Genomic DNA, 17,785 nt, shown 5'->3' on the forward strand with positions numbered 1-17,785 from the left:
CTATTTCATATCCTCATGGGTTGGATGTCGCGACCTCAACCCCATCGTCAGCCAGACGAGCTCTGACGAAGCGGAAGAAGACATGGATTGATAGGCCGGCGAGCGAAAGGAAGGCGATCACGGCAGCCACCAAGAAGGCGTCTCCATAGGCGAGCATATTGGCCTCGCGGCTGACCTGCGCGCCGAGCAGCGCCAGTCCCTCCCCCTTCAGGAGTGCGCTGTCTCCGATCACCTTGCCATAGGAGGATGAAAGCTGGCCGACACGTTCAGCCACGTGCGGATCGGTCAGGAGGACGCGCTCGGTCAGCACGGCCGAATGGAATTTCTCGCGAATGGTGATCAGCGTGCCGTAGAAGGCCGAGCCGATAAGGCCGCCGATACTCTGCGTGAAGGTGAAGACGACGAAGAAGGTCACCAGATAGGGAGGCCCTTTGGATATGGCCTCCTTGAAGCCTACCGACATGGATGGCGGCAGGAAGAGAGCCGCGCCGGCCGCCACCAATGCCTGGCTGAGATACATCTGCTCGGGGCGCGTCAGGTTCGTCACCTGCGAATCCATCAGCGAGCCCACCCCCATCAGGATAAGCGCGACGAACTGGATCTGCCAGCTGAAGCCATAACTCATGAACACGGTGCAGATGAGGCCTCCGATGATGGAGAAGGCCAGGATGATCCAATAGAGCAAGGAGAGCTGATCATAGAGCAGGCCGACCGCATTCTGGTAGAAGGTCATGATGACGGAGGTCTGCTCGGCGGCAATGATGCGGAAGATAAGAAGGATCGCCGTCAGATGCAGAATCTCCGGCCGAAGCAGCCAGCGAACGTCGATCAAAGGCGTGGAACGCCTCAGTTCGACGACGATGGCAACGGTGAGCGACGCAACGGCGAGCGCCAGCACAACACCGAGCCAGGGCACCTCCAGCCACCAATAGAGACGGCCGACCGACAGGACGACCGCCAGACAGCCGAAGCCGATCGCCACGAGCAGATAGCTTAAGATATCACCCAGGACGATGACCTTGACGCGCGGCGGCGGCGTCAGCGGCAGGAGATAGATGATCGGCATGACCAGCAGCGCCAATGCCATTTCCAGCGTGTAAAGGCCGCGCCACTCGCCATAATCCAGCAGCGAGGGAGACACGAGGCGGGTGATGGGGGCGGCAAGCAGCGTATTCGTCATCGCCAGGCTGACGCCGACGGTCATCTTCTTCGCCGGCTCGAAGGCCTCCAGCATATAAAGGAAACCCAGCGTCGAGAGCGGTGCGCCGGCGATCCCGCTCAAGAAACGGACGACGATCGCGGAATGCAGATCCGAGACGAAAAGATTGAGCAGCGAGGCGAGCACGAAGCCGAGAATGCTGACCTCGGCGAAATTGCGCACGCCATATTGCAAACGGATCTTCACCAGCGCGATAGCGAGGCTGACATTGGGCGCCATATAGGCGGCGGAGAGCCAAGCGGACTCGGTGGTGGTGGCCGCGATGGTTCCCTGGATCTGCGTGAGATTGGCGAAGGCGAGATTGAGACCCAGGCCCTGGGTCAGAAAGAACATGACGGATGCCGCAATATAAAGCGGTACTTTCCAGCCCGGCACAGGCGGCGGAGCGGCAGGGACGGCCTTGGCTTCCGCGTTGGCGACCGTGCCCGGATCTCCGCTCATGCACTACCTCATGATTTGCCGATATTCTGAAGATTGGCGGTCATGGCGCGGATGACCTTGAGCGCCATGCCGATATCTTCGTCCGAAATCCCCTCCAAGATATCCGCCCGCACACTGGTGGCAAGAGCCTCGACCTCGGCAGCCACGACTTTTCCGGATTCCGTCATGAAGATCTGCTTGGCGCGGCGATCCGACAGGGCAGCCCGGCGCTCGATGAAGTTCTGCGCTTCCATGGCATCGAGGATACGCACGAGTGTCGGCGTTTCCAGTTCCAGCTCGTCGGCGAGTTCTCTCTGGTTGATCCCGTCCCGGCGGGAGAGCTTGCGAAAAACCCTAGCCCGGGAAAGAGTCATGCCGTGTTCACGGACAAGGGCGTCAAAAGCCGCCCTTAATTTGCGACTGAACGCGGAAAGATCGTCGAAGAGTTCTTGTCTTGATGGCGCACCTGGCATTATTGTAACTTTATACTATAAGCATCCTACCCTAATTTAAGGGGAATACCCGGATTTTCGCAGCTTTTCAAGCACGATAGCCGCAACAGTTGATGCGTGCAGCGAGAGACCCGGCTAAAATGACCCCACGCTAATTTGCATAAGTGATTCGTGTGTCGGTCTTTGCGTTGCAAAGTGGCCACAAGGGATTTTTTACGTGGCGGAAACTTGTCCCTGTGGACGAGTGGAACAACGTTGATAGGCCGGGCCTATCCCATCCCGCTCGGCATGGCCGCCCATTTGCACGGTTGACCGTGACACCGGATCATCGCAAACCAGTCGATACCCTAAAGCATGAAGAGATGGAAAATGAACGAAGCTGCGCGCAAGCTCGCCGCCATTGCTCCCGCCGACCAGCACTATCGCGAAGCGCCCAACAACATCGAGGCCGAGCAGGCTCTGCTCGGCGCCATCCTCGTCAACAACGATGCCTATTACCGTGTCTCCGACTTCCTGAAGCCGATCCATCTTTACGAACCGCTGCACCGCAAGATCTTCGAGGTCGCCGGCGACATCATCCGCATGGGCAAGACTGCCAACCCGGTGACCATCAAGAGCTTCGTGCCGGCGGACGAGAAGGTCGGCGACATGACGGTCGCGCAGTATCTCGCGCGCCTCGCCGTCGAAGCCGTGTCGATCATCAATGCGGAAGACTACGGCCGCGCCATCTATGACCTGGCGCTCCGCCGTGCGCTGATCACGATCGGCGAGGACATGGTCAACATAGCCTATGACGCGCCGCTCGACATGCCGCCGCAGACGCAGATCGAGGACACGGAACGCCGGCTGTTCGAGCTTGCGGAAAACGGCCGCTACGACGGCGGCTTCCAGTCCTTCAACGACGCCGTTGCGCTTGCGATCGACATGGCGGCGGTTGCAAAGGAACGCGACGGCGGCCTTTCCGGCATTTCCACGGGTATTCATTCGCTCGACAGCAAGATGGGCGGCCTGCAGCGTTCCGACTTGATTATCCTTGCCGGCCGTCCCGGCATGGGCAAGACCTCGCTTGCCACCAACATCGCCTATAATATTGCCGCCTCTTTCGAGGGCGAGGTGCAGGCCGACGGTTCGACCAAGGCGAAGAACGGCGGCGTCGTCGGCTTCTACTCGCTGGAAATGTCGTCGGAACAGCTCGCTACCCGTATCATCTCCGAGCAGACGGAAGTCTCCTCCTCGAAGATCCGCCGCGGCGACATCAACGACGCCGATTTCGAAAAGCTCGTGGCCTGCTCGATGATGATGCAGAAGGTGCCGCTCTATATCGACCAGACCGGTGGCATATCCATTGCCCAGCTCGCCGCCCGCGCCCGTCGCCTGAAACGCCAGCGCGGCCTCGACGTTCTGGTCGTCGACTACGTGCAGCTGATGACCGGCTCGAAGAAATCGGGCGAAAATCGCGTTCAGGAAATCACCGAAATCACCACGGGCCTGAAGGCGCTCGGCAAGGAGCTCAACGTTCCGATCGTCGCCCTCTCGCAGCTCTCGCGCGCGGTCGAAAGCCGCGACGACAAGCGTCCCCAGCTTTCGGACCTGCGCGAATCCGGCTCGATCGAACAGGACGCCGACGTGGTGCTCTTCGTGTTCCGCGAGGAATATTATGTGAAGAACCAGGAACCGCGCGATCCGAATGACCCGAAATATGCGGAATGGGAAGCTCTGTTCGACCGCGTGAAGGGCACGGCCGACGTCATCATCGCCAAACAGCGCCACGGACCGACAGGCACGGTGAAGCTCGCCTTCCAGTCGGAATTCACCCGCTTTGCCGATCTCGCCGACCCGTCTTTCACGCAGTATGAGGAACATTGACGGCCACCCCTGTCAGCGGTGGCGAGACGATAAAAGGAGGCAGGGCATGTGCCGAAATATCAAACCCCTCTTTAATTTCGATCCGCCAGCGACGGATGATGAAATCCATGATGCCGCGCTTCAATTCGTGCGCAAGGTGAGCGGAGCCAACAAGCCGTCGAAACGCAACGAAGTTGCATTCGAGAATGCGGTCCTGTCGATTGCGAACTGTGCCCGTGAATTGCTCAATTCGCTGGAAACATCTCAACCTCCCCGCGACCGCGAGGAGGTAGCCGCGAAGGCGCGAGCAAGAGCGGCGGCCAGGTTTGCATAGAGAAAACTCTCCGCTCTGAAAGAGTCTTTTTCTTTCGGCAGAACCGGCTACCGATCCCTGCACATCGCTGGCACCGCACTAATGGGTCGAATGTCAGCCATCCAACCATGCTGCGAGGCCATCCAGCGTCTGTAGCCCGTATCCGACTGCGCCGAAACCGATGACGAACCGCCGCCGCTCGGGGCTGGGGTGGAGTTGGCGCAGCGTAAGAACCGTTTTGCCGTCGGCTTGCTCATCGAAGGTCACCGTGACGCGGAAACGATCGGGGTCATTGGGCTCCGGCGTGCCATGGTCCATCACAATCCGCTCGTTCGGGACGATCTCCAGAAAGCGCATGAGGTTGGGAAAGCGCTGTTTCCGGCCCTCGAACACGCCCACCATGTCGAACCGCCAGATCCCGCCCTCGCAGATGTCGGCTTCGTGGTTCTCGATTTCAAATCCGGCCGGACCGTACCATTCGGCGAGGGCCTTGGGGTCCATCCACGCGGCAAAAACCTTGTCGCGCGGATGATTCAGCAGCTTCACCAGCACGATTTCCCTATCGAGCGCCCAAGTGTCGAGCGGGTTTGCCATGTTCTCAACCATCCTCTTCCTTCTTGTCCAAGTAGACTTCCAGGCGATCCAATCGTTCGGTCCAGCGCCTGCGTTCCGCCTCCATCCAATCCGCAGCCTCGTCGAAGCGCTCCTGCACCAGCCGGCACCAGCGGCTGCGCCCACGCTTCTCGCTAGCGATCAGCCCGCAATCCTCCAGTACCTTGAGATGCTGGGCAAAGGAGGGCAGTGCCATGTCGAAAGGCTCGGCAAGGATGCTGACAGGCACCTCGCCCTCAGCCAGCCGCGATACCACCGCGCGCCGGGTCGGATCGCTGAGAGCATGAAAGGCAAGATCGAGGGGCGTCGAATGGTAAGGCATGCAATTCAGTAAAACGAGTTCGCACCTCAGTCAACAACAATAAGGTACTTGCCTTAGTGTCCACGTGTTATATAAAGGCACTTACCTTAGTATTGAGCTCCGGACTGCTGGAGCAGCTATGGTGCAACCACTCGCAAGGAAAGCTCCAATGGCAATACGTGTCGATCTCATGATCTCGCTGGATGGTTTCGCAACGACGACAGACCAGACACCCGAAGTCCCGTTCGGCGAGGACTGGCCGCGCCTCGTCGGCGCATATGTTGCAACGCGGACGTTTCGTGAGCGCGTCTTCAAGGATACCAGCGGAGCCGGGACCACCGGTGTCGACGACGATTACGCCAGAGAATACTTCGACAATGTGGGTGCCGAGATCATGGGCGCCGGCATGTTCGGGCTCCACAACTTCCCCGACGATCCGAACTGGCGTGGCTGGTGGGGCGAAGAGCCGCCCTTCCGGGTCCCCGTCTTCGTCCTTACCCATACCCCCAGACCCTCCATCGAGATGGCGGGTGGCACCACCTTCCACTTCCTGAGCGCAGCTCCGGCCGATGTGCTCCGGCAGGCTGTCAAGTCGGCGGGCGGTAAAGACATAAGGATCGGCGGTGGTCCTACGGTCGTTCGCGACTTTCTGAAGGCGGGTCTTGTCGATCGTCTTCATGTTGCGATCACACCGATTCTGCTCGGGCGCGGCATACGACTGTGGGACGATCTGCGCGGTCTGGAAGCCGGTTATACGGTCAAATCGGAAACTGCATCGAGCGGCACTATTCACCTCACCTTCCAACGCTAGCCACTTACCAGCGACTTGAGGCGCTCATGGACACGAAGCGAACATCGTGGACGCAATCTCCGAAGTACGCTTGGCGCGCCATATCGGTCGTCAAGGCCACATTGCGCAGCGTCCAACAGCGGACTCTGCCAGCGCACCGGAACTTCACTGCTGCAAAGCCACCAAACAGTTTCCGTGAACTTCGGCCACCGTTTAACCCGTGGCCGAAGCGGAAGTCATGAGCACGCGTTTGAGAAGGCGTGATCGCATCCGCCGTTCTGCTGGACGATCAAGAGATGAAAACCTAAAAAGCATTAAGCCCAAACCCGCCCTTTCAAGGAGGAGAAAAATTGAATCGTATTGAGATGGAGGTAAGCGGCGGCTGCCAGTGCGGTACCGTGCGGTACCATGCAACCGCGATGCTGGAAAATTCGCATCTCTGCCATTGCCGCATGTGCCAGAAAGCCTCGGGCAACATCTTTGCCGCGCTCGTCGCCGCGCCTGATGATGCGCTCACCTGGACACGCGGCAAGCCGAGCGTCTGGAAGAGCTCGGAGCTTGTCGAGCGCGGCTTCTGCGCCAATTGCGGCACGCCATTGTTCTTCCACCACCTCGACAACGGTCGCACCAACTTGATGATCGGTTCGCTTGACGATCCGCACGCCTTCCCGCCGCTTGCCAATACCTGCACCGAGAACATGGTGGCATGGTTCGATACGATCACGGGCATAGAAAATACAGGTGCGACCGAAAACAACGGTGCCGACTGGGCCGCGGCGATCAAGGAGAGCAACAACCAGCACCCCGACCGCGATACCGAGTCCTGGGCGGTGAGGTGGCGTGACGACTGAGCCTGGTGCATTTTTGCTTAGTTCCGCATACATGCCTCGCAGCACTTTTTCTTTTTATCAACGACCTCTATCTTGGCCGGAGCAAATCACCTCCGGCCACTTCCTTGTTCAGGCGATTCCATGACAGATGATTTCAATGACGATGACGCTTTTGCTTCTGCCGGCCTGCGGCTGACGGTAGATCTTGGCGCGCTCGTCGAAAACTGGCGCGACATGGCCCGCCGTTCGGGCAAAGCCCGTACGTCTGCGGTCGTCATGGCGGATGCCTACGGACTGGGTATCGAGGATGTCGGCGAAACGCTTTATGGCGCCGGTGCGCGCGATTTCTTCGTCGCCACCGCGGACGAAGGCGCGACCTTGCGGCTCTATGCGCCCGAGGCGCGCATCTTCGTGCTCAGCGGCATCTGGCCGGGCATGGAGCGCCGGTTCTTCGAGAACGACCTCGTGCCGGTCATCGCTTCGGAAGAACAGCTGACCTTCTGGATGTCCGTTCTGTCCGATTACGGCGACTATCCCTGCGCGCTGCAGGTCGACACGGGCTTCAACAGGCTTGGCCTACCCATGGATGATGCGATCGCGCTTGCCGATGACGTCTCCCGCCCGGCCAGCTTCGCACCCGTTCTCGTGATGAGCCATCTTGCCTGCGGCGACGATCCAACCAATGCGATGAACAGGCAGCAGCTCGAGGCCTTCCGCAAGGTCAGCGCTGCCTTCGAAGGCATCGAGGCGAGCCTTGCCAATTCGGCCGGCATCTTCCTCGGATCGGACTATCATTTCGATCTTACCCGCCCCGGTATCGCCACCTATGGCGGCGAGGCCGTTCCCCGCATGGCCAATCCGATGCGGCCGGTGGCAACTGCGGAAGCACGGATCATCCAGACCCGCTCGGTCAAATCAGGCGAGACGGTGGGATATGGCCGTGCGCTGCAATTGACCCGCGACAGCCGGCTGGCGATCGTCTCCGCCGGCTATGCCGACGGCTACATGCGCAGCCAGTCGAGCGGCGGCGTGCCGCTGCGCCAGACCGGTATTGCCGGCGGCCACGGCTTCATTGCCGGCCACAAGGTGCCTGTCGCCGGTCGCATCACCATGGATCTCACCATTTTCGATGTCACCGACCTGCCGGAAAACCTGGCGCGGGCCGGCGACTATATCGAGCTCTTCGGCAGCAATATCTCGGTCGACGATGCGGCGCGCGCAGCCGGCACGATCGGCTACGAGATGCTGACGGGCATGGGGCTCAGGCACGAGCGGCGGTATATCTCTGAAGAGACAGAGGAATAGCCCGCGGCTTCCGGCAGGAAGCCACAGCGCCGTTCCTCCAAATGCTTCAGCGCACGCTGACCGCCAGCCGGACGCCAAGGGCGACGAACAGCGCGCCGAGGCCGCGGTCGAGCCACAGGCCGAAACTGCGATTGCGCCGAAGCGCTTCGCTCAGACGGCCGCCAAGCAGGATGAGCGGCGGCTCGATGAAGGCGGCCACAACGATGATCAGGCTGCCATGCAGCAGGAGCTGCGCCCAGACTGGACCGGCACCTTCGACGACGAATTGCGGCAGGAAAGCCAGGAAGAAGATCGCGACCTTCGGGTTGAGCAGCGAGACCATGATGCCCTGGCGATAGATGCGGCTGAGAGACAATGTCCTGCCCGCCTCCTTGATCCATGCCCCCTCGCCCTTCGAGCGCAACGCCTGTACGCCGAGCCAAATGAGATAGGCAGCTCCGACCCACTTGACCGTCGAGAAGGCGAGTGCGGAAGCGGCCAGAATCGCCGACAGACCGGCGGCCGCCATCAGCACATGCAGGCACGCGCCGCTCCAGATCCCGAACAGCGCCGCAAAACCGGAACGCCTGCCGCTTCTGATCGTATGGCCGAGAATGAAGGCGATATCCGGTCCCGGCGACAGGTTAAGAAGCGTCGCGGCGGACAGAAACGCGATCCAGTGCGCAAGCGTATAGTCGAACATTCGTCATCATCCATAAAAACCCGGCATAAAAACTGACACGATCGCCATTGATACGGAAATCATTAGTTTTGATAGGCAGGGAAAGACATTATCTGTCAGCCGATCGCGATTCGCTGCGAAAGCGAAGCATTTGAACTTGAGAACAGCATCCGATGGCCAAGGCCCGTACACAATTCATCTGCCAGAACTGCGGCACGGTCCACAACCGCTGGGCCGGCAAGTGTGACGGCTGCGGCGCATGGAATACCATCGTCGAGGAAGATCCCATGGGCGGGATCGGCGGCGGTCCGGCAAAGACGCCGCGCAAGGGCAAGCCCGTAACGCTCACATCGCTTTCCGGCGAGATCGAGGAAGCACCGCGCATCCATACCGGCATATCCGAGCTCGACCGCGCGACCGGCGGCGGCTTCGTGCGCGGCTCGGCCGTCTTGGTTGGCGGCGATCCCGGCATCGGTAAGTCGACGTTGCTGATGCAGGCGGCGGCGGCACTTGCCCGGCGTGGCCACAAGATCGTTTATGTCTCCGGCGAAGAAGCAGTGGCGCAGGTTCGGCTGCGCGCTCAGCGCCTGAAAGCGGCCGACACCGAGGTATTGCTGGCGGCGGAAACCAATGTCGAAGACATTCTGGCGACGCTTTCCGAGGGCAAGCGGCCTGATCTCGTCATTATCGATTCCATCCAGACCCTGTGGAGCGAGCTTGCCGAATCCGCGCCCGGCACCGTCACGCAGGTGCGCACCGGCGTTCAGGCGATGATCCGCTTTGCCAAGCAGACGGGAGCGGCCATGGTGCTGGTCGGCCACGTCACCAAGGATGGCCAGATCGCCGGCCCGCGCGTCGTCGAGCACATGGTCGATGCCGTCCTCTATTTCGAAGGCGATCGCGGCCATCATTACCGCATCCTGCGTACGGTGAAGAACCGCTTCGGTCCCACCGACGAAATCGGCGTCTTCGAAATGTCCGATGCCGGTCTGCGCGACGTGCCAAACCCGTCCGAACTCTTCCTCGGAGAGCGCAACGAAAAATCGCCGGGTGCGGCCGTCTTCGCCGGCATCGAGGGCACGCGTCCCGTGCTGGTCGAAGTGCAGGCGCTGGTCGCGCCGACATCGCTGGGCACGCCACGCCGCGCCATCGTCGGCTGGGATTCGGCGCGCCTTTCGATGATCCTCGCCGTTCTGGAAGCACATTGCGGCGTGCGTCTCGGCCAGCATGATGTTTACCTCAATATTGCCGGCGGCTATCGCATTTCCGAGCCGGCTGCGGACCTTGCGGTCGCTTCTGCACTGGTTTCCTCCTTGGCCGGTCTTGCCCTGCCCGCCGATTGCGTCTATTTCGGCGAAGTCAGCCTGTCGGGCGCCGTCCGGCCGGTTGCGCACACCGCTCAGCGCCTCAAGGAAGCCGAGAAGCTGGGTTTTTCAGGCGCGGTCCTGCCTGCCGCTTCCGCAGACCTGCCGAAGGTCAATGGCGGACGCTGGAGCGAGATCGATAGCCTGCCGGATCTGGTGGCGCGCATTGCCGGATCAAAGGGCGCGCTCAAGCGCGTGGAAGATGAAGACTGAGCCTTACTTCAGCCGTTCTTGGCGAAGAAGAGGCTCCTGATTGAGGCCGATGCCGACCATAAGGTCTGGCAAGTCTTGAAGTGGATTATAGATGCCCATTACGATTTTCGACGGTATTGTTATCGGCGTTCTTCTCTTCTCCGCCGTTTTGGCCATGGTTCGCGGCTTCTCGCGCGAAATCCTCTCGATCGTCAGTTGGGGCGGCTCCGCAGTCGCAGCCTACTATCTCTATCCGCTGCTCGTTCCCTACGCCCTGCAATACAAGGCCGATACCAAGATCGCGACGATCGCGTCTGCCGCCGTCATCTTCCTGCTGGCGCTCATCATCATTTCCTTCATCACGATCCGGATCGCCGATTTCATCATCGACAGCCGCATCGGCGCGCTCGACCGCACGCTCGGCTTCCTCTTCGGCGCGGCGCGCGGCCTGCTGCTGATGGTCGTCGTCGTGGCCTTCTGGAACTGGCTGGTGGCTCCGGCCGCCCGTCCGGCCTGGGTCAACAACGCCAAGTCCAAGCCTTTCCTGGATTCGATGGTCGAGAAACTGAAGTCGGCACTGCCTGAAAACATCCAGGCCATGCTGCCGCCGGAGATCATCAACAAGATCGCGCCGAACCAACAGCAGCAGACCCAGCCGCAGACCGGCGGCGACAACGCCGCGCCGAACGACACGGCACCGTCGGACGATGCGCCTGCGCCGCAGACGAACAATTGACGGTGCGTTTACAGGCTTGACCTGCTGCCTGAGAATCGCCATTTGAGCGGCGTGATATTGAAAGATCCGGCCGGATATTTTTTCCGGCCGGATTTTCAGCTATTTTAATGGTCACCCGTGACGCCGCCCCGATCCGCCCACGTTGAGAGCAAAGGCCCGCAGCCATGAATCATTCCCTTTCCTTCGAGGACGATATCGACGGCGACACGCTGCATGAAGAATGCGGCGTCTTCGGCATTCTGGGACACCCGGACGCGGCAGCGCTGACGGCGCTTGGCCTGCACGCCCTACAGCATCGCGGCCAGGAAGCGGCCGGCATCGTTTCTTTCGATGGTCAGCGCTTCCATTCCGAGCGACGGATGGGTCTCGTCGGCGATCACTACACCGATCCCGCGACGCTTGCCCGCCTGCCCGGCGACCGATCCATGGGCCATGTGCGTTATTCGACGACGGGCGATGCCGTGCTTCGCAACGTGCAGCCGCTATTCGCCGAACTGGAAGTCGGCGGCATCGCTATCGCTCACAACGGCAATTTCACCAACGGTCTGACCATGCGGCGGCAGCTGATCGCCGACGGTGCCATCTGTCAGTCGAATTCGGATACCGAAGTCGTCCTGCATCTCATCGCCCGCTCCAAGCAGGCTTCCTCTTCCGACCGCTTCATCGATGCCATCAGGCAGATGGAAGGCGGTTATTCGATGCTCGCCATGACGCGCACGAAACTGATTGCCGCCCGCGACCCGATCGGCATCCGGCCGCTGGTCATGGGCGAACTCGACGGCAAGCCGATCTTCTGCTCCGAGACCTGCGCTCTCGACATCATCGGCGCGAAATATGTCCGCGACGTCGAAAACGGCGAGGTCATCATCTGCGAAATCCAGCCGGACGGCTCGATCACCATCGACGTCCGCAAGCCCGAGGTTTCCAGCCCCGAGCGTCTCTGCCTGTTCGAATATGTCTATTTCGCCCGTCCTGATTCCGTGGTCGGCGGCCGCAACGTCTATGTCGCCCGCAAGAACATGGGCATCAACCTTGCCAAGGAAGCACCCGTCGCGGCCGACGTGGTCGTGCCGGTGCCGGACGGCGGTACGCCGGCGGCCATAGGCTATGCGCAGGCAAGCGGCATTCCCTTCGAGCTCGGCATCATCCGCAACCATTATGTCGGCCGTACCTTCATCGAGCCGACGCAGCAGATCCGCGCCTTTGGCGTGAAGCTGAAGCACTCCGCCAACCGCGCCATCATCGAGGGCAAGCGCGTCGTGCTGGTGGACGATTCCATCGTGCGCGGCACGACTTCCGTAAAGATCGTCCAGATGATCCGCGATGCCGGCGCCAGCGAGGTGCATATCCGCGTCGCCAGCCCGATGATCTTCCATCCGGATTTCTACGGCATCGACACGCCGGATGCCGACAAGCTGCTCGCCAACCAGTACAGCAGCCTGAAGGCCATGTGCGATTTCATCGGTGCGGATTCGCTCGAATTCCTGTCGATCGACGGGCTCTACCGCGCCGTCGGCGGCGAGCCGCGCAACAATGCGCAGCCGCAGTTCACCGACCATTATTTCACCGGCGACTATCCGACCCGCCTGCTCGACAAGGAAAGCACCAGCAACGTGCGCAAGCTTTCCGTTCTCGCCAGCAACGGTTGACCTTATAGGCGGTTGACCCCAGAAAGGGTTGTGGGGCGCCCTGCCCCTCTCCCTTGCAATACATCCGGATCAAGGCAGCATGAGCGTCAATCTCAAGGACAAGATCGCCCTCGTCACCGGCGCATCGCGCGGTATCGGCTATTTCACGGCTCTGGAACTGGCCAAGGCCGGCGCGCATGTCATCGCCTGCGCCCGCACGGTCGGCGGGCTTGAGGAACTGGACGATGCCATCAAGTCAGTCGGCGGTTCGGCGACGCTCGTTCCCTTCGACCTCGCCGACATGAATGCCATCGACGCGCTCGGCGCGTCCATCTTCGAGCGCTGGGGCAAACTCGATATTCTCGTTGCCAATGCCGGTGTTCTCGGCGTGATCTCGCCGATCGGCCATGTCGAGGCCAAGGTCTTCGAAAAGGTTATGACGATCAACGTCACCGCGACCTGGCGGCTGATCCGTTCCGTCGAGCCGCTGCTGATGCGCGCCGAGGCCGGCCGCGCCGTTATTCTTTCTTCAGCTGCCGCTCATCGCTGCCGGCCCTTCTGGGGTCCCTATTCCGCCTCCAAAGCCGCCGTCGAGGCGCTGGCCCGCACCTGGGCCGGGGAAACGCAGAGCACGCCGCTGCGCATCACCAGCGTCGATCCGGGTGCTACCCGCACCGCGATGCGCGCCCAGGCGATGCCCGGCGAAGATCCGGATACGCTACCGCATCCGCGTGAGGTCGCCCAGGCGATCCTGCCTCTGGTCGGCCCCGATGTGACCGAAACTGGCAAGCTTTTCGTCGTGCGCGAGAACAGGCTCGTCGACTATCGGATGCCGGAATAAAATACCCGCGCCTTTACGCGAGAAGCCTTATCCCTACTTGACCAAATTCTTCCGGCGCGCGATAAAGCCGCCCATGAAAACGGTTATCTGCATTATTTGCTGGAAGATTATTCGCTAGCGTTTCGCTGGCCTGGCCGTTTTCGTCTCCCAAAATCCAAGATGATAAACGTCCGGCCTGCCGGTGACGGTATTTTTCGGATTTATGCCTTGGGAGAGTGACATGGCCGCCGAGCCGCAACTGAAGTTCTACAACACGCTGACGCGCGAAAAGATCGACTTCCAGCCGATCGACCGCAACAACGTCCGCATGTATGTCTGCGGCCCCACGGTCTATGATTTTGCCCATATCGGCAACGGCCGCCCGGCCATCGTCTTCGATGTGCTGTTCCGGCTGCTGCGGCATGTCTATGGCGAAAGTCATGTCACCTATGTCCGCAACATCACCGATGTCGACGACAAGATCAACGCGCGTGCGCTGCGCGACCATCCCGGCTTGCCACTGAACGATGCGATCCGGCTGGTGACGGAAAAGACCGAGCGGCAGTATCGCGAGGATACGACAGCGCTTGGCTGCCTGGAACCGACGGTGCAGCCGCGGGCGACCGACAATATCGCCCAGATGATTACGATCATCGAGACACTGATCGCCAAGGGCCATGCTTACCGGGCGGCCGGCGAAGTGCTGTTCGACACCAAGTCGATGGCGGATTACGGCCAGCTTTCGAAGCGCAATCTCGACGAGCAGCAGGCAGGCGCCCGCGTCACCGTCGACGAGCACAAGAAAAGCCCCGGCGATTTCGTGCTGTGGAAGCTGTCCGACGAGAACGAGCCAGGCTGGGAAAGCCCTTGGGGGCGCGGCCGTCCCGGCTGGCATATCGAGTGCTCGGCCATGAGCGGCCGCTATCTCGGCGATGTCTTCGATATTCATGGCGGCGGGCTAGACCTGATCTTCCCGCATCACGAGAACGAAATCGCCCAGTCGCGCTGTGCGCACGGTACGCATGCGATGGCGAACGTCTGGATGCATAACGGCTTCGTGCAGGTCGAAGGCCGCAAGATGTCGAAGTCGGAAGGCAATTTCGTCACCATCCACGAGCTGCTGCAAACGGAAAAGCTCGGGGGCCGGGCATGGCCGGGCGACGTGCTCAGGCTTGCCATGCTGATGACCCATTATCGCGAACCGATCGATTTCTCCGTCAAGCGTCTCGAGGAAGCCGAGCGGCTGATCGCGAAATGGCCGGCAGCGGATATTGGCGATGCCGCGCCGGATCAGCCGGTCCTTGCCGCTCTCGCCGACGATCTCAACACCGTCGCCGCCATTCAGGCACTGCATGCCCTGGCACAGGCCGCCAATGCCGATGCCAGCCTCCTGCCCGTCTTCGCGGCCAGCGCCGATCTTCTCGGCCTGCTGCCGAAGAAGGCGGAAATGGACGAAGCCGTGGTCGCGGAGATCGATGCCAAGGTGCGTCAGCGGCTGGAACTGCTGAAGGCGAAGAACTTCGCGGAGGCCGACAAGCTTCGCGAGGAGCTGACGGCAAGAGGTATTCAGCTGAAGGACGGCAAGGATGCGGTGACGGGTGAGCGGACCACGAGCTGGGAGATCAAGCGGTGAGTCTGGTTACCCCCCTCTGTCACTTCGTGACATCTCCCCCACAAGGGGGGAGATCGGGGGAGTTTGCCGACCGCTCCAGTTCCAAGCTGCCCTCTATTTCAGCAGCAATACGTTTCCGCCTGCGCCGGAAAGAAGATGTAGGACTAACAGCTCGCCGCGAACAATCTCCCCCCTTGTGGGGGAGATGTCACGAAGTGACGGAGGGGGGTAACTTGCCGCATACTCCAGTCCCGCCGAAAATCCGAAGCAATGCCCGCTGCATGCGCAAGGTTATGACGGACGCAGAATTGCGTCTCTGGAATGAACTGCGCGCCCAGCGGCTCATGGGCCTCGGCTTTCGTCGTCAGCTGCCTATCGCCGGCTATATCGTCGATTTCGCCTGCCCCGCCGAAAAGCTCATCGTCGAAGTCGATGGCTCCCAGCACGGCAATGATCGTGATCAGACCTATGACCAGGTTCGCACCCGTCATCTCGAGGCAGATGGCTGGACTGCTTTGCGCTTCTGGAACGATGATGTTCTGAGGGACATCGATAACGTCTGCATGCATATTCTCATCGTCGCCGGAAAGGACAGATCATGACCGTCTCGACCTATACCGGCGGCTGTCAGTGCGGCGCGATTCGCTTCCGGGTGCGGGGCGAGCTGAAGGATGCCTCCATCTGTCATTGCCGCATGTGTCAGAAAGCCTTCGGTGCCTACTATGCGCCCCTAGTTTCGACGCGTGGTGCCGAACTCGTATGGACGCGCGGAGAGCGGAAGGTGTTCCAATCGTCAAATTTCGTGAAGCGCGGCTTCTGCGGGGATTGCGGCACGCCACTGACCTATGAGGCACCCGATGGCATTGCGGTCGCGGCCGGCGCCTTCGACGGTCCCTCGCAGCTGCCACCTGTCGTGCAATACGGGACGGAAGGCAAGATCGGCTTCGTCGACCGGCTGCATCTGCTGCCGGGCCACCGGACGGAAGAGGACGCCGAGCAGGCGCCTTTCGTGCTGGAGATCGTGTCTTACCAGCATCCTGACTACGATACCCAAAGCTGGCCAGAGGAGAAGAGCCATGAGTAAAGCGACCAGAAGCGGTGGATGCCAATGCGGCGCGGTGCGGTTTCGCATCCGCGGCGAACTCGGACGCCCGTCGATCTGCCATTGCCGCATGTGCCAGAAGCAGTTCGGCAGCTTTTTCTCCGCCCTGGTGACGGCACCGGACGACGGCCTTGAATGGACCCGCGGAGAGCCGAGCTATTTCCAGTCCTCCGTCAACATCGACCGCGGCTTCTGCAAGAACTGCGGCACGCCGCTGACATACCGTCATCCGGGCGGCCTCGAAATCGCCATCGGCGCCTTCGACGAGCGCGACGATCTCGCCCCGCAGATCCAGGTCAACCATGCCTATCGTCTGCCCTGGGTAGAGACGATTTTCGAAAAGCCCATTTATCAGGATCCGGATTTCTATTCGCGGCAGGAGCAGATCATTTCCTTCCAGCATCCCGATCACGACACGGATGTCTGGCCGGCCGAGGGGCTGAAAATATGACCGAGATATTTAGGACCTTCTATCCCGAGATCGAGCCCTATGCCTCCGGCCATCTTGATGTCGGCGATGGTCATTTGATTTATTGGGAACGGGTGGGTACGCCGGGCGCCAAGCCCGCCGTCTTCCTGCATGGCGGCCCGGGCGGCGGCATTTCGCCCAGCCATCGCCGCGTGTTCGATCCGGCGCTTTACGACGTGACCTTGTTCGACCAGCGCGGCTGCGGGCGCTCGACGCCGCATGCCGGCCTGGAAGCCAATACCACCTGGCATCTGGTCGACGATATCGAGCGGCTGCGCAAAATGGCCGGTGTGGAGAAATGGCTTGTATTCGGCGGCTCCTGGGGTTCGACGCTGGCGCTCGCCTATGCCGAAACGCATCCGGAGCGCGTTTCGGAACTGGTCGTGCGCGGTATCTATACGCTGACGAAAGCCGAACTCGACTGGTACTATCAGTTCGGCGTCTCCGAGATGTTCCCCGACAAATGGGAGCGCTTCATCGCTCCGATCCCGCCGAAAGAGCGCCATGAGATGATGGCCGCCTACCATCGGCTGCTGACCCATCCCGAAAAAGCTGCTCGACTGGAAGCGGCCAAGGCCTGGGCGATCTGGGAGGGCGAGACGATCACCCTGCTGCCGGAGCCTGCCGTCAGCGCCCAGTTCGAGGATGCGGAGTACGCACATGCCTTTGCCCGCATCGAGAACCATTTCTTCGTCAATGCAGGCTGGCTCGAGGAAGGTCAGCTGCTGCGCGATGCTTACAGACTGAAGGACATTCCCGGCGTCATCGTTCACGGCCGTTACGACATGCCCTGCCCGGCAAGATATGCCTGGGCATTGCATAAGGCTTGGCCGAAGGCGGAATTTCATCTGATCGAGGGCGCGGGACATGCCTCGTCCGAGCCTGGCATTCTGGATCAGCTCATCCGGGCTACTGACAGGTTTGCTGGCAAAGCATCGGCCACGTAAGGCCCCTCACCCCAGCCCTCTCCCCGCGCGCGGGGAGAGGGAACGACCTCAAAAGCCCCTTCGCCCCGTGCAAACGGGGAGAAGGTGGACTCGAACGGTTTAGCAAAGCGAAACCGAGAGAGGACGGATGAGGGGCACCTATTATCAAAACCGGTTCCGCCGGAGGA

The 17,785-nt window shown here is 60.9% G+C and carries 19 protein-coding genes; 14 read left to right on the forward strand and 5 right to left on the reverse strand.

Annotation, left to right across the window (positions count from 1 at the left end; all coding sequences use genetic code 11):
• Positions 1-13: 13 nt before the first annotated feature.
• Positions 14-1,660 carry an MFS transporter gene (locus tag Q4Q11_RS00765; protein WP_498568261.1) on the reverse strand — a complete coding sequence of 549 codons (1,647 nt, stop codon included), beginning with the start codon at positions 1,658-1,660 and terminating at the stop codon, positions 14-16.
• Between the two features lie 8 nt (positions 1,661-1,668).
• The gene (locus tag Q4Q11_RS00770; protein ID WP_112506907.1) at positions 1,669-2,112 is read right to left on the reverse strand and encodes a MarR family transcriptional regulator; all 444 of its coding nucleotides are present in this window, start codon (positions 2,110-2,112) and stop codon (positions 1,669-1,671) included.
• 348 nt (positions 2,113-2,460) lie between these two features.
• Between Q4Q11_RS00770 and Q4Q11_RS00775 the strand changes: the two genes are divergently transcribed.
• Both Q4Q11_RS00775 and Q4Q11_RS00780 read left to right on the forward strand, forming a co-directional pair.
• Entirely contained in the window at positions 2,461-3,957 is a 1,497-nt protein-coding gene (locus tag Q4Q11_RS00775; protein ID WP_112506905.1) for a replicative DNA helicase, read from the forward strand.
• Between the two features lie 46 nt (positions 3,958-4,003).
• Positions 4,004-4,270, forward strand: coding sequence for a DUF2277 domain-containing protein (locus Q4Q11_RS00780; protein WP_112506903.1), 267 nt, complete (start codon positions 4,004-4,006; stop codon positions 4,268-4,270).
• A 93-nt stretch (positions 4,271-4,363) separates the two neighbouring features.
• On the opposite strand, the gene Q4Q11_RS00785 is transcribed toward Q4Q11_RS00780, so the two are convergent.
• Positions 4,364-4,843, reverse strand: coding sequence for an SRPBCC family protein (locus tag Q4Q11_RS00785; protein ID WP_498568297.1), 480 nt, complete (start codon positions 4,841-4,843; stop codon positions 4,364-4,366).
• A gap of 4 nt (positions 4,844-4,847) precedes the next feature.
• On the reverse strand, positions 4,848-5,183 hold the full coding sequence (locus Q4Q11_RS00790; RefSeq protein ID WP_112506901.1) for a metalloregulator ArsR/SmtB family transcription factor: 336 nt from the start codon (positions 5,181-5,183) through the stop codon (positions 4,848-4,850).
• A gap of 148 nt (positions 5,184-5,331) precedes the next feature.
• Here Q4Q11_RS00790 and Q4Q11_RS00795 point away from each other — a divergent pair, with 148 nt between their 5' ends.
• From Q4Q11_RS00795 to alr, 3 genes are all read left to right on the forward strand, one after another.
• A complete protein-coding gene (locus Q4Q11_RS00795) occupies positions 5,332-5,973 on the forward strand; it encodes a dihydrofolate reductase family protein (RefSeq protein ID WP_112506899.1) in 642 nt (213 codons plus the stop codon).
• A 329-nt stretch (positions 5,974-6,302) separates the two neighbouring features.
• Positions 6,303-6,803, forward strand: a complete 501-nt coding sequence (locus Q4Q11_RS00800; protein WP_498568262.1) for a GFA family protein — start codon at positions 6,303-6,305, stop codon at positions 6,801-6,803.
• Positions 6,804-6,923: 120 nt separating this feature from the next.
• Entirely contained in the window at positions 6,924-8,087 is a 1,164-nt protein-coding gene (gene alr / locus Q4Q11_RS00805) for an alanine racemase (protein WP_498568263.1), read from the forward strand.
• 46 nt (positions 8,088-8,133) lie between these two features.
• Here the strand turns inward: alr and Q4Q11_RS00810 are convergent, their stop codons facing one another.
• Entirely contained in the window at positions 8,134-8,769 is a 636-nt protein-coding gene (locus Q4Q11_RS00810; RefSeq protein WP_113214722.1) for a LysE family translocator, read from the reverse strand.
• Positions 8,770-8,921: 152 nt separating this feature from the next.
• Between Q4Q11_RS00810 and radA the strand changes: the two genes are divergently transcribed.
• From radA to pip, 9 genes are all read left to right on the forward strand, one after another.
• Positions 8,922-10,325: a DNA repair protein RadA gene (gene radA / locus Q4Q11_RS00815; RefSeq protein WP_498568264.1), complete on the forward strand. Its 1,404-nt coding sequence runs from the start codon at positions 8,922-8,924 to the stop codon at positions 10,323-10,325.
• Positions 10,326-10,416: 91 nt separating this feature from the next.
• Complete coding sequence (locus Q4Q11_RS00820; protein WP_112506889.1) at positions 10,417-11,040, forward strand: CvpA family protein; 624 nt, start codon at positions 10,417-10,419, stop codon at positions 11,038-11,040.
• 164 nt (positions 11,041-11,204) lie between these two features.
• Entirely contained in the window at positions 11,205-12,689 is a 1,485-nt protein-coding gene (purF, locus tag Q4Q11_RS00825; protein WP_112506887.1) for an amidophosphoribosyltransferase, read from the forward strand.
• A gap of 79 nt (positions 12,690-12,768) precedes the next feature.
• Positions 12,769-13,509 carry an SDR family NAD(P)-dependent oxidoreductase gene (locus tag Q4Q11_RS00830; protein ID WP_498568265.1) on the forward strand — a complete coding sequence of 247 codons (741 nt, stop codon included), beginning with the start codon at positions 12,769-12,771 and terminating at the stop codon, positions 13,507-13,509.
• Positions 13,510-13,729: 220 nt separating this feature from the next.
• On the forward strand, positions 13,730-15,121 hold the full coding sequence (gene cysS, locus Q4Q11_RS00835) for a cysteine--tRNA ligase (RefSeq protein WP_498568266.1): 1,392 nt from the start codon (positions 13,730-13,732) through the stop codon (positions 15,119-15,121).
• Positions 15,122-15,381: 260 nt separating this feature from the next.
• Entirely contained in the window at positions 15,382-15,702 is a 321-nt protein-coding gene (locus Q4Q11_RS00840) for an endonuclease domain-containing protein (RefSeq protein ID WP_498568267.1), read from the forward strand.
• Complete coding sequence (locus Q4Q11_RS00845; protein ID WP_498568268.1) at positions 15,699-16,184, forward strand: GFA family protein; 486 nt, start codon at positions 15,699-15,701, stop codon at positions 16,182-16,184. Before Q4Q11_RS00840 ends, Q4Q11_RS00845 begins: the two co-directional genes overlap by 4 nt.
• A complete protein-coding gene (locus Q4Q11_RS00850; RefSeq protein WP_112506876.1) occupies positions 16,177-16,653 on the forward strand; it encodes a GFA family protein in 477 nt (158 codons plus the stop codon). The genes Q4Q11_RS00845 and Q4Q11_RS00850 overlap by 8 nt, the downstream gene beginning before the upstream one ends.
• A complete protein-coding gene (pip, locus tag Q4Q11_RS00855; RefSeq protein WP_498568269.1) occupies positions 16,650-17,618 on the forward strand; it encodes a prolyl aminopeptidase in 969 nt (322 codons plus the stop codon). The genes Q4Q11_RS00850 and pip overlap by 4 nt, the downstream gene beginning before the upstream one ends.
• Positions 17,619-17,785 lie beyond the last annotated feature (167 nt).

The sequence above is a fragment of the Rhizobium sp. UFLA01-1127 genome (genome assembly GCF_059803845.1).